The 12,450-nt window shown below is 39.4% G+C and carries 8 protein-coding genes; 4 read left to right on the top strand and 4 right to left on the bottom strand.

All coding sequences use genetic code 11. The features are described from left to right. Positions 1 to 135 precede the first annotated feature (135 nt). The 3 genes from CLW00_RS00325 to CLW00_RS00315 are packed head-to-tail and all read right to left on the bottom strand — an operon-like array spanning position 136 to position 5,499. Positions 136 to 768, bottom strand: a complete 633-nt coding sequence (locus tag CLW00_RS00325; RefSeq protein ID WP_106131664.1) for a YdeI/OmpD-associated family protein — start codon at positions 766 to 768, stop codon at positions 136 to 138. A gap of 24 nt (positions 769 to 792) precedes the next feature. Next, on the bottom strand, positions 793 to 2,625 hold the full coding sequence (locus CLW00_RS00320; RefSeq protein ID WP_106131663.1) for a glycoside hydrolase family 2 protein: 1,833 nt from the start codon (positions 2,623 to 2,625) through the stop codon (positions 793 to 795). A gap of 12 nt (positions 2,626 to 2,637) precedes the next feature. Then, positions 2,638 to 5,499 (bottom strand): glycoside hydrolase family 2 protein, encoded by a 2,862-nt coding sequence (locus tag CLW00_RS00315; protein WP_106131662.1) that lies wholly within the window; start codon positions 5,497 to 5,499, stop codon positions 2,638 to 2,640. 204 nt (positions 5,500 to 5,703) lie between these two features. On the opposite strand from CLW00_RS00315, the gene CLW00_RS00310 reads away from it, so the two are divergent. Next, a complete protein-coding gene (locus CLW00_RS00310; protein WP_106132186.1) occupies positions 5,704 to 7,092 on the top strand; it encodes a 3-keto-disaccharide hydrolase in 1,389 nt (462 codons plus the stop codon). A gap of 13 nt (positions 7,093 to 7,105) precedes the next feature. Beyond that, on the top strand, positions 7,106 to 8,455 hold the full coding sequence (locus CLW00_RS00305) for a Gfo/Idh/MocA family protein (RefSeq protein WP_106131661.1): 1,350 nt from the start codon (positions 7,106 to 7,108) through the stop codon (positions 8,453 to 8,455). Positions 8,456 to 8,505: 50 nt separating this feature from the next. On the opposite strand, the gene CLW00_RS00300 is transcribed toward CLW00_RS00305, so the two are convergent. After that, positions 8,506 to 9,531, bottom strand: coding sequence for a LacI family DNA-binding transcriptional regulator (locus CLW00_RS00300; RefSeq protein WP_106131660.1), 1,026 nt, complete (start codon positions 9,529 to 9,531; stop codon positions 8,506 to 8,508). Positions 9,532 to 9,714: 183 nt separating this feature from the next. Between CLW00_RS00300 and uxaC the strand changes: the two genes are divergently transcribed. Both uxaC and CLW00_RS00290 read left to right on the top strand, forming a co-directional pair. Next, entirely contained in the window at positions 9,715 to 11,145 is a 1,431-nt protein-coding gene (gene uxaC, locus CLW00_RS00295; protein WP_106131659.1) for a glucuronate isomerase, read from the top strand. Between the two features lie 6 nt (positions 11,146 to 11,151). Further along, positions 11,152 to 11,964, top strand: coding sequence for an SDR family oxidoreductase (locus CLW00_RS00290; protein ID WP_106131658.1), 813 nt, complete (start codon positions 11,152 to 11,154; stop codon positions 11,962 to 11,964). Positions 11,965 to 12,450 lie beyond the last annotated feature (486 nt).

Here is a 12,450-nt window from a genome sequence, read left to right as displayed (position 1 = left end):
CAGACAACAGCTTGATTTTCTATAAGTAGGACAGTCATCGGGTTTTGGATAATTCTATGATCCAGTAGTCTACTGGCAATTGATTGTAACTAAAACTTTTTTAGAAACACAAAATTCTAAGATTCCAATAGCAGTTCAATACTCATTAAAACCTTTTCCTGCCATCACTTTAGGCACACATTTCTCAACCCTGCTTCGCCTGGTAGCAGACTGTTTGGCACCGGAAATAAAAATGATGTAAGAGCGCTTTCTCCCTGGAGTTAGACGATCAAATGCTTCTCTGACAACAGGATCATTGTCTAGCTTTTCCTGAAACTCAGCTGGAATTTCTTCAGGTTGGCTTTTTAATGTTACCTTTTCACCTCTTTTTTCAACTTCTATGGCTTCTCGGATATAGTCCAAAAGATGTTTTTCAACAGCTAATATTTCGGACACATCACTAAACTTAACAATTCTGCCCGCTTGGGTATTCTCTCCTGGTTTTTGAAGGATTTTATGGGTATCATTAAGTAATACACCTTTCATAAAACTCAGCACACAGTAATCCTTTAAAGCGCTGATCATAATCACATTGGCTCCGGCGAAGGTATAACAGGGTGCTCCCCATTTCACTTCTTCCTTCAACCCTGACTGGAGCACTATTTCTCTCAATAGCTGTAACTCTTCTTTCCAGCGATGCACTTTACACTTGGGAGTTTGGTATAAATCACATCTTCCACATCCTTCTAAGAGGTAAGCATCTACTTGAGGATTTGATTGTATTTTCATGGGTATATTTTCAAGTAAATTAACTCAAAAATTCTTCAAATAAAGCCCCTCATGCAGTTTTCTCATAGCTTCAACAGGAAACTTGATCACTTTTCTATCATAAGTCATCAATCCATTGACCTCTACTTCGACATCGGTAGTCTGGGTGTATACAGCTGCTGCCAAACCTTTAGGAAGCAATAATTTCAGGTCATCAATCAATTGTTGATACCTTTTCCAAAGTTCTTCTTGATTTTTGAAACTTTGGTATCCCCAATTGTCCTTTTCTTGCCAAGTATGATTTTCCACAGGTAAACCCAAACCCCCATACTCTCCAAGGGTTAGGATATTGACTTTTCCAAATAAGTCTGGAGAAGGCATCACAGGATCAGGATAATTGTGTACATCGAATATATCCCCTACCAACTTGTTGCCCTCTAACTCAAAATTGCCGCCTGAAGCAGAATTCACCAACCTACTTGGATCATGCTGTTGGGTCCACTCTGTAATTTCTTTGGTCTTGAATTGACCCCAAGCTTCATTGAAGGGAACCCAAACTACAATGGAAGGAAAATGATGGAATGCATCCATAATAGCCTTCCATTCTGTCTTGAATATTTCCTCTGATTGCGATGTCCTCTCCCGGTTAAGCCCCTTTCTGTATATACCTGGCTTGGATTCCCACACATTCCCCATATCTCCGCTAGGCATATCCTGCCAAACCAACATACCAAGTCGATCACAATGGTAATACCACCTTGAAGGCTCTACTTTGACATGTTTTCTTATCATATTGAAACCCAATTCCTTGGTTTTCTCTATGTCAAAAAGTAAAGCTTCATCTGTAGGTGCAGTGTATAAACCATCCGGCCACCAACCCTGATCCAAAGGTCCATACTGGAACAAAGGCTGACCATTAAGTTCCATCACCTGCATCCCGTTCTCATCATAGCCAATGCTGATTTTTCTGAGCGCGGAGTAGGACTTGACTTTATCTATGAGTTTATTCCCTTGTTTCAGACTTATTTCCAGATCATATAGATAAGGATTATCTGGAGACCATGATTTGGGATTGGGTATGGTAAGCACTAACTCTTCTCCTAATGTACCTTGTACAACAAGTTCATCGTCTTCCAAAAGCCTAACCTCAACTTTAAACTCTCCAGCACCTACTTCAGCCATAGTTTCAACTAAAAAACTGCCATTGTCCCAATCAGGGTTGATTTTCACTTTGGTGATGAAATTTTCAGGAACAAACTCTAACCATACTGTCTGCCAAATACCCGTTACAGGAGTATACCAAATCCCCCTAGGCTGATTCACCTGTTTTCCTCTTGGTTGAGGCCCATCATCTGAAGGATCCCAAACCCTCACCGTAATCTCTTGATCCTTTCCTCTTTGTAAGTAATCCTTGATATCAAAAGAAAATGGATCATAGCCCCCTTGGTGAGTTCCCACAGATTCTCCGTTTACAAAAACCTCAGCTTCCCAATCTACTCCACCGAAATGTAAAAGTACCCTTCCCCTCCGTTGTGAATTCTCAATGGTAAATGTTCTTTGGTACCAAAGTTCTTTTTCGGCACCTACTGACTGCATCACATTACTTAAATATGACTCCACAGGAAAGGGAACAGTTATTTTTCCAACAAAATCCTCAGGTAGCTCAGCACCTTTATCCAAAATGGTATACTCCCACTGCCCATTCAGGTTTTGCCAAGAGTCTCTTTCCATCTGAGGTCTGGGGTATTCGGGTAAAGGTAAATTTGAATTGACATCAGTTGCCCATGAGGTCAAAATAGGATTGGTATTGATAGTCTGTGCCTGTACTACAGAAGCGAGTACTAAGAAGAAAATAAGCGAAAGAAAGTTGTATTTCATGGTTGAATCAGGTTATAGGTTTTGTGAGATTTCTTCAAAAGTAAACCAGAGTTCTATGCCAAGGGCACGATCCCCCTTGCGGCTTATGCTTGGGATTTTTTCACCACTTGGGCCCATGGTTTCAGAACCTCCGAATTTATTTCCAATTGAGCTAATTTGATGAAGAAAAGAAATATCTCCATCAGGCATAGAAGGAATTACCCCACTGGTAGCGTGAGGTGGGTTTTCAGGATTGTAAAGTTTAAAATACATTCCTGGGTTGGTAGAAACAATTCTGATGTCACCTTCTTCAGTTTGAAGTAAAAGTGCATATAAATTGGAATGGTAACCCTTGAATTCAGGGTAAACCAAATTGTCATAACTGTAACCTGTGATGGTATTGTTGTAATCCTTTTCCCAGGTTCCAAATTCAACACCTTTGAGCCTATTTCTCCAGACCCTATAAGGGCCATTACCTATCCATTTGACTCCCTTGACTTTTTCTTCAGGAAAATCAAAAGACAATCCTAAGAAATCCACTTCCTCTACATGCAGCAAAGGTCCATCTGCATTGAGATAGAGAGTACCGTCAGTAAATACTTTCCATGCGCTTCTATTGGGAAAAGAGGAATAAATACTTTCTACAGAGATATTCCCGTCTTGATCCATTTCCCAAGTGACTTTTTCAACTTCAGACCGGGTACCTACAGGTACTGGACCATTATTGAAAGAAAATACTTGGCCATCTCTTTCAACTTTTTTCAATTGTCCGTTTTGTAAGTCAAACTCATACAGCATTTTATCGGCCTTAATGACGAGTAATCCATCATTTTCTGCTACTTCTATCATACCAACTGCCACTTCTTCAACATCCAAAAATCTATTAGCAAAATCCAAAGGACTCTGGATTGCCCAAGACCAAGTATAGAGTTCCCTACCAGTCCAATCATAAGCACTTAGCTTAAAAACATCACCCTCTCTGAATTCTTCAGGAATTGGAATTTTGATGTTTCGCCTTTCTCCTGGAAGGATATTTGGCAAGTAAAGCTCACCAGATGCCAATTCATCTGTTTCACCAAAATCAGGGATTTCATGCAAACTCCACTCTAATTTGCAGCCAGTCAATGATGAATAGATATACTTGTTTTCTACAAATAAATTGCCATCAAATTCTGTGTTCATGGTAAAAGGGGCTATCTGTATTGGAGACCAAATATTCTTTACTGTATAGAAACTTCCTTCCTTTTCTTTGTATGGACCTACTATTCCATCAGGCGCATGATTCCCATCTGCATCAAGCTCCCCATCCCTATCAGTCCTCACTACCGCCTCATCGGCAAATACCCAAAGAAATCCACCTGTTGCCACGGGGTTCTTCATAAAATCTGTCCAATAATCTTCCAATCCTGCACCATGTCCTCCATCATATAGACCATGCATGAATTCTGTAGGGAAAAATGGCGTTTGACCATGAGCCAAACGTTGTACACCTGCATTGTACCGGAAATAATGATGTGTATCTACACCGTTTCGGATCAACCATGGATAGATGACAGGCCTTTTTTGGATATCATACTCGTGAAACCATTGTTCATTTTCAAAATCCCAGCCACCTTCATTGCCATGATCCCAAATAATCACAGAGGGGTGATTGGCATCCTTCCAAACAGTAGCTTTGATCACTTTAGGACCAATTTCTGTATCGTATCCCTCCTGCCAGCCAGCTACTTCATTTAATACAAATAAGCCCAAAGAATCACATAAAGCAAGGAATCTTTCATCGGGTGGGTAATGAGACATGCGTACTGCATTCATGTTCATTTGCTTCATCAGTTCAATATCCTCTAAATGATTCTCGTCTGATAAAGCCCTGCCAGAACTTGGGTGAAATGAATGCCTGTTGACTCCTTTGAAAATCACTCTTTTTCCATTCACATAAATGCCATCATGTTCCCGGAGTTCTACAGTCCTGAAACCAATCCTTTCTGTTTTTTCAAAGAGTACATCATTTTCATGCACTATTCTAAATACCGCGTCATACAAATTCGGTGACTCTGGATTCCATGCATTGATGCTATCAAAATTACCACTGATTCTTACCTCATCAGCATCAATTGCAGTAGCAGTTTTGCCAAAACTAGTTTGATGATCCAAATCAAAAATTTCTACCTCTATTTGGGTATTTTCAGATGACTTGTTCAATAAAACCAAAGCTTCAAAACTTCCATCAGATTTGGGATTTACCGCAATTCTTTTGAAATGGATCTCAGGCAAGACTTCTAAGTATACCGGCCTATAAATACCTCCAAAAATCCAATAATCAGCTTCCCTTTCCGCCCTGTTGACAGATGCATTAGAGGAATGTTTTTTGACTTCTACTTCTAAGGTATTGATTTGACCATAATTCAATAAAGCACTGATATCATAGCCAAATCGGTAAAAACCACCTTGAAACTCCTCTCCAGCAAGCTTTCCATTTACTTTGACTTGGGTATCCGTCATTGCTCCTTCAAAAACAATATTTACACTTTTTCCTTCCCAGTCTTTCTCTACTTCAAATTCATGTTTGTAAAAGCCTGTTTCCTTTCCAAGTGTTCGGTCTGGATTATTATGATCATGTCCATAGTTGTACGTTCCAAATCCATGTAATTCCCAATTTGAAGGCACGGGTATCATACTCCATTCCCCTGCTTTCCTGCCATCATCTACCATGAATTCCCATTCCACAGGGCTAGCGGCATCCTGACCTGATAAATAAATGCGATGATATTTGTCCTTTTCTTGGGCTAATGTTAGCGAAACTGTAAAAATCAAAAGGAATGAAAGAAAAAGAAGCTTGGGAAAAACTATCCTTGGATGTATGGGCTGACGGTGTAATAATTTTGACTTATTCATAGTTTTTTGGGTTGATTATACCATTCTTCAACAAAAAGGCTGATAGAATTAGGATTATGTCTAAATTATAAAAATTATATTTGATAAGGGCAGATTTACGCGAAATCGATTTCGTAAGAAAAGCTTCGCAAAGCTTGAGAATTTTGTGGAATTACGGAATTTCAAATTCTAAGTAAAGCAATTAATCAAATGAACCCCCAAAATATGAAAGCAATTAAACTGATTTATTTTCTAACATTAATTTCAATATTGACATATTCTTGTCAATCTCCCACAAACAATAAACAAGAAGATGGATGGACTGATCTATTCAACGGAAAAGACTTAAGCGGTTGGAAAACGGTGATGGGTGCTGCTGATTTTCAGGTTGAGGATGATGTGATAATCGGCTTTGCAAAAGCCAATACCCCAAATACCTTTTTAGTCACTGAAGAAGATTACACAGATTTTATCCTGGAACTAGATCTTAAAATAGAAAACTTAAGCTCCAACTCCGGAGTGATGGTCAGAGGACAGTTTGACCCATCTGCCAGAGATGGTAATGGGTTGGTCTACGGATATCAGATAGAAGCTGACCCAACAGAAAGAGCATGGTCCGGCGGACTATATGATGAAGCAAGAAGAGGTTGGTTGTATCCTTTAGATCTCAATCCCGATGCCAAATCAGCGTTTAAAATGAATGAATGGAACCACTACAGGATTGAAGCCATAGGGAATGAAATCAAAACTTGGATCAATGGGCAAGAAGTATCTTATGTAGTGGATGAAATGGACACTAAAGGACATATTGGTCTTCAAGTGCATAGTATCAACAACCCAGATGACGAGGGCAATAAAACCTACTTTAGAAATGTCAGGGTCAAAACAGAAAACTTAGACCCGAAACCCTTCAGCAGTGATCTTTTTGTAGTGAATACAACACTTAACACCTTGACTGATTTGGAAAAAGATAAAGGTTGGAAATTACTCTTCAATGGTGAAAGCACAGACGGATGGAGGGCTGCTTACAAAGATGAGATACCGTCAGAAGGTTGGCAGGTTAAAGATGGTTTACTGATCATTAAAGCATCCGATGGAAGTGAGTCTATGACCTTTGGTGATATTGTAACAGAAGAAAAATACAGTGCTTTTGACCTGGCTTTTGATTTCAAATTTAGTGAAGGAGCCAATTCTGGCGTGAAGTATTTTGTTACCCTAAGCGAAAATAATGTAGGGTCAGCAATCGGTTTGGAATATCAGATTTTAGATGACGAAAAGCACCCAGATGCCAAAATGGGATTGGACGGAAATAGAACCTTAGCTTCCCTATATGACCTTATTCCAGCTAAGAAAAGTGGCAGATTTGTCAAAGGTCCCGGTGAGTGGAACAAAGGCAGGGTCTTGGTCAATACGGACAATACCGTCACACACTTTCTCAATGGCGTCAAAGTTCTTGAATACAAAAGAGGATCAGATGAATACAGAAGTAAAGTAGCGGGAAGCAAGTATAAAATCTGGGAAGATTTTGGAGAAGCTGAAGAAGGTCATATCTTGTTACAAGATCATGGAGATGAAGTTCATTTCAAAAACATAAAAATCAAGACATTACATTAAAAACCCGATAACCATGAATGATAAAATCAATCCAAGAAGGGAGTTTATAAAAAAATCAGTCTTGGCCACTGCCGGTGTGAGTTCACTTGGTGCACTCGGTTTTTCTGCCAAAAGTTACGGAAATATTTTAGGTGCAAATGACCGCATGAATGTTGCCATTGCCGGACTGGGAAGAAGACTTGGTGCGTTTTACGATCCAATTGCGAGAAAGGAAAGTAACGTAGTTCTTCATACACTTTGTGATGTCATGGCTTCGCAAAGAGAGAAAGCTGCGGCAAACTTTGCTAAGCATATAGACTATACCCCCAAACTGGAGAACAGTATCATCAAGGTAATAGAAAACAAAGAAATAGATGTATTGATCAACGCAACTCCTGATCATTGGCACGCACCGGGAACTTGGATGGCTTTGCAGAATGGAAAACATGTCTACGTGGAAAAACCTTGTTCACACAGTCCTGAAGAAGGTGAACTTCTGATCAAGTACCGAGATAAATACAACAGGGTCGTTCAGATGGGCAACCAACAAAGATCCTCATTCCATACCATAGAAATCATCAAAGAAATCCATGATGGAGTCATAGGAAAACCATATCGTGCCGTTGCCTTTTATAGCAATGGTCGCGGTGAAGTACCCCATCAAGTTGAACAAGCACCTCCTACTGGTTTGGATTGGGAATTGTTCCAAGGCCCAGCTCCCAGAAGACCATATACCCATGATACTTGGGATTATAATTGGCATTGGTATGGTTGGGACTACGGCACAGCAGAGACCGGTAATAATGCCACGCATGAATTGGATGTGGCGCGATGGGCTTTGCAAGTCGAATTTCCTAAGCATGTGAACGTTGATGCAGGGAAGTACCATTTTGTAGACGATGGCTGGACCATGTACGACACCATGTATGCTACCTTTAAGTTTGAAGATGACAAAACCATCGTTTGGGATGGAAAAAGCCGAAATTCATTGAATACCTATGGTGCCGACCGTGGTACTATCATTTATGGCACAGAAGGATCTGTTTTTGTCAACAGAGGCTTATATAGGTTATTTGACCGTTCTGGAAAATTGATCAAAGAAGTAAAATCAAGAGGAGAAGAAGGCAGCACCAATTTAGGTGGCGGCGGAGATAATACCACTGATCATGTGGTCAACTTCTTTGAAGCTATCAGAGGAAAAGAAAAGCAAAATTCCACAATAGACGAAGGGGCTGTTTCTACGCTTCTTTGTCATTTGGCCAATATTTCTTCAAGAATTGGGGAAAATTTCGATTGTGATCCAAGCAATGGACATATCAAAAACGCGAAAGGAATGTCCCTTTGGTCTAGAGAGTACGAACCAGGTTGGGAACCAAAAATTTAGGATTTAAACAAGTTATTTTACAAAAAAGACCGCCTCAAAACGGTCTTTTTTTACTTATAATTCGCTAAAGATGATTTCCTTACATGGAGGCTTGAGGGAATAACTTTAAGCTCATTTTGGAAGTTCTGCTGATTTCTTTTTTGCAGCCTTTTCATCAAGAGATTGCCGCACTGCAAACCTATTTCATGCGCTGGCTGGGAGATAGTCGTCATAGGGGGATTGAGCAAATCAGCAATTTTCATGTTTGAAAAGCTGACCAATTTGATGTCCTTAGGGATACTCAAACGGGTCTGCATAATAGCATGATAAGCTGTGATGGCAAGCTTTTCTACAGAGGATAAAATTCCGTCTGGTCTATCTAAAGGAAACAGGAATTTTTTAAAAAATTCCAAGTTTCGTTGTTCATCCTGACTACAGGAAACAATCCAATCTTCAGAAAAATCCAGGCCGGCATCATTCACCGCCTTCAAGTACCCTTTTAACCTCTCTTTTCCAATGGTAACTTCTTTGGAAAGGAGTAAGAAAAATATCTTAGCACAGCCTTGTTCAATCAGATGTTTTGTTCCTTCATATCCACTTTCAAAATCATTTGTTATGAATTTAGTAGTTGGAATGTCATGGGCAATCCTGTCAAAAAATATAATGGGAATTCCTTGGCTTTGAACCTGAGTCAAATGGTCAGTACTGCTTGTCTGACTAGAAACAGACATGACAATAGCATCTACTCTGCCTCCCAAAAGGTAAGACACGATTTTTTTCTCTTGTTCTACATCTTCATGTGAATTATAAACCAAAAGATGATATCCAAACTCCTGTGTGACAGATTCCAAACCATCTATCACCTGAGCAAAGAAGTTATTGATTCTTTCAGGAATAATCACTCCAATTGTCTTGCTGCTATGTGCCCTCAAGCTTCTGGCATAAGGATTAGGTTGGTAATTCAATTCCTTTGCTAGGGCCAGTACCTTTTGCTTGGTTGCTGGGCTAATTTCATAACTATCATTCAATGCCCTAGACACAGTAGATGGAGCCATATTCAATTGGGCTGCTAGGTATTTGATATTTACTTTAGTCATAAAATATGGGGTGAATGGCTTGCTTGTCCAACATAGGAAGTCAAATAAAAATCAAATTTACCGATTTAAAAAAAAATACTTTAAATATCAATGGCACGGAAACGTTTCCACAATTAAAAACTGTGAATTAATTTATTTACAGAGATAAATGTGTTAAACTTAATTCATAAACCTATTTAGCTTATGAACACCCAAAATACTGAAGGTAGGAAACATGCGTTTATTTCTGATAATTTTTTGTTGGAGAACGAATACGCAGAACGATTATACCACCAATATGCAGCTGATTGTCCCATCATAGACTATCACAACCACCTGCCACCGCAAGACTTAGCGTCGAACAGAATTTTTGATAACATTTCACAAATATGGCTTGCGGGAGACCATTACAAATGGAGAGCCATGAGGTCTTTGGGAATAGATGAAAAATTTATCACCGGAGATTCCACTGATAAAGAAAAATTCCTGAAATGGTCGGCTGCCGTACCCTATACTTTAAGGAATCCTCTATACCATTGGACGCATTTAGAAATGTTGAGGTATTTTGACATTCCGGATTTATTAGATCAGAATACTGGAGAAAGCATTTACCATATTACTTCCGATAAAGTAAACTCTGCTGATTTTTCAACTGTAAGGCTCTTGGAGAAAATGAATGTAGAATTGGTGTGTACCACAGATGATCCTGCTGACCAATTGGAACATCATATGGCTTATGCGGAAAAAGGACACTCCGTGAGTATGTTTCCGGCGTTTAGGCCTGATAAGTCATTTACCATAGAACATCCAGGGAATTACATTGCATATTTGGAAAAACTTGGACAAACTACCGGCTTTGAAATCAAGAGTTACGACTTGCTATTACAAGCGCTTAAAAACAGGATCGACTTTTTTCATAAAAATGGATGTAGGCTTTCTGACCATGGCTTGGAGAAATTGTATTACTTCGAGAATACTGGAATGAAACCCGAATCTATATTCAGCAAAGTGATTGATGGACATCAGGTTTCAATGGAAGAAATAGCCTTTTTCAAATTTTCCGTATTGTCAGAATTATGCAGACTTTATCATTCCAAAGGCTGGACACAACAATTTCACTTAGGTGCTTTGAGAAATAACAGTAGCCGGATGTTTGCGAAATTAGGTCCTGACACTGGATTTGATTCTATAGGGGATTTTTCTCAAGCCAGAGATTTATCCAGATTCCTTGATCATTTGGACAAAGATGACAAGCTTTGTCAAACAGTACTGTATAACCTCAATCCTTCTGATAATGAAACATTTGCGACTATGTGCGGAAATTTCAGTGACGGAACAGTGAAAGGGAAAATACAATTTGGCTCAGGTTGGTGGTTTCTAGACCAAAAGGATGGCATGGAAAAGCAAATGAATATCTTGTCTCAAATGGGACTGATTTCCACTTTTGTTGGAATGCTAACTGATTCGAGGAGTTTCCTGTCTTTTCCAAGACATGAGTATTTTCGAAGGATACTTTGCAACTTATTTGGAGCAGATATGCAAAACGGGCAAATACCTAAAGATGAAAAGTGGGTGGGTAAAATCATACAGGACATCTGTTACCACAATGCAAAAAATTATTTCAAATTTTCTTAATCAATTATGTCTTTATTTCAGATAAACAATAAAAAAATAGTCATCACAGGCGCTACAGGCGTGTTAGGCGAAGCCATGTCTTTGCACCTCGCAAAAGAAGGTGCACAAGTAATCATACTTGGCCGAACAGCTTCTAAAGTAGAAAAACTTGTGGACAAAATACGTAGTAAAGGGGGAAGTGCTGATGGATATCTTGCCGATGTGACCAATGAAAAGCATGTAAACAAAGCAGCTGAGCAGATCAAAGAACATTTTGGTACCATAGATATTCTGGTCAACCTGGCAGGTGGCAATATGCCTGAAGCTGTGGTACAGCCCAATCAGACCTTAGAAGACCTTTCTATTGAAGCCATGCGAAAAGTAATAGACCTTAATTATCAGGGTACGTTGATACCCTGTAAGGTTTTTCTCAAACTGATGCTTCCAAAAGGTCAAGGCAACATCATCAATATATCTTCCATGGCAGCATCAAGACCAATGACCCGCGTCGCTGGATATGCCTCAGCCAAGGCCGCAATTGACAACCTTACCAAATGGCTTGCTGTAGAAATATGTCAAAAGCATGGTGAATTTTTCAGGGTGAATGCCATTGCTCCCGGGTTCTTCCTGACAGAACAAAACAGATCACTATTGACTGAAAAAAATGGAGACCTGACCCAAAGGGGAGAACAAATTATCTCACACACGCCGATGAACAGGTTCGGTGAACCGGAAGATCTTCTTGGTGTCCTACAATGGCTTTGTTCTGATGCCTCTAGGTTTGTCACGGGGACCATTGTGCCTATTGATGGTGGATTTTCCGCTTATTCTGGAGTTTGATAAGAGAAGGGAAGAATAGTTGAGAGATGAAGAAAGGATGACATGTAAAGCTTGTAATCCAAGCAAGCATCATGAGGAAAAACAGCCTTACCTTTTCATCTCGAGTATTTAAAATTTGGCATTTACAGAAAATGTAATGACAGTTGGTGTACGTCATCCTGAACGTAGTGAGGGATCTCCTACTGTCAAAGGATGAAAGACGAGGATTTACGAGTCTTAATTGCATTCAGAGCAGCAAAAGTTTTGATATAAGCGAGAGAAAAGTATTAAGATTTACGAGCTGCCTTTAACTTGAGTTTTTAATATTTAGAAAATGTAAAGTAGGGAAAATGGAAGTGTGGTCCGCGATATTTTGAATATTTAAAATTATTATTATCCGCAATCATGCCACTAATCAATTAAACGAGGCTGATTTGGCAAAGTGATACTAATAGATATTGGATATTTATTGATATTGGTTCGAAAACAGAGGTTAATTCTATTTAT

It is taken from the genome of Mongoliibacter ruber (genome assembly GCF_003003005.1).
GTDB lineage: Bacteria > Bacteroidota > Bacteroidia > Cytophagales > Cyclobacteriaceae > Mongoliibacter > Mongoliibacter ruber.
Note: the sequence above shows the minus strand (reverse complement) of the source record. Positions and strands in the feature narration are given on the sequence as shown.

Bases quoted from the DNA above. Each gene is read 5' to 3' on its own strand.
- CLW00_RS00325 (WP_106131664.1), bottom strand. From the start codon at position 768: ATGAAAATACAATCAAATCCTCAAGTAGATGCTTACCTCTTAGAAGGA.
- CLW00_RS00305 (WP_106131661.1), top strand. From the start codon at position 7,106: ATGAATGATAAAATCAATCCAAGAAGGGAGTTTATAAAAAAATCAGTC.
- CLW00_RS00290 (WP_106131658.1), top strand. From the start codon at position 11,152: ATGTCTTTATTTCAGATAAACAATAAAAAAATAGTCATCACAGGCGCT.
- CLW00_RS00300 (WP_106131660.1), bottom strand. From the start codon at position 9,531: ATGACTAAAGTAAATATCAAATACCTAGCAGCCCAATTGAATATGGCT.
- CLW00_RS00320 (WP_106131663.1), bottom strand. From the start codon at position 2,625: ATGAAATACAACTTTCTTTCGCTTATTTTCTTCTTAGTACTCGCTTCT.
- uxaC (WP_106131659.1), top strand. From the start codon at position 9,715: ATGAACACCCAAAATACTGAAGGTAGGAAACATGCGTTTATTTCTGAT.
- CLW00_RS00310 (WP_106132186.1), top strand. From the start codon at position 5,704: ATGAAAGCAATTAAACTGATTTATTTTCTAACATTAATTTCAATATTG.
- CLW00_RS00315 (WP_106131662.1), bottom strand. From the start codon at position 5,499: ATGAATAAGTCAAAATTATTACACCGTCAGCCCATACATCCAAGGATA.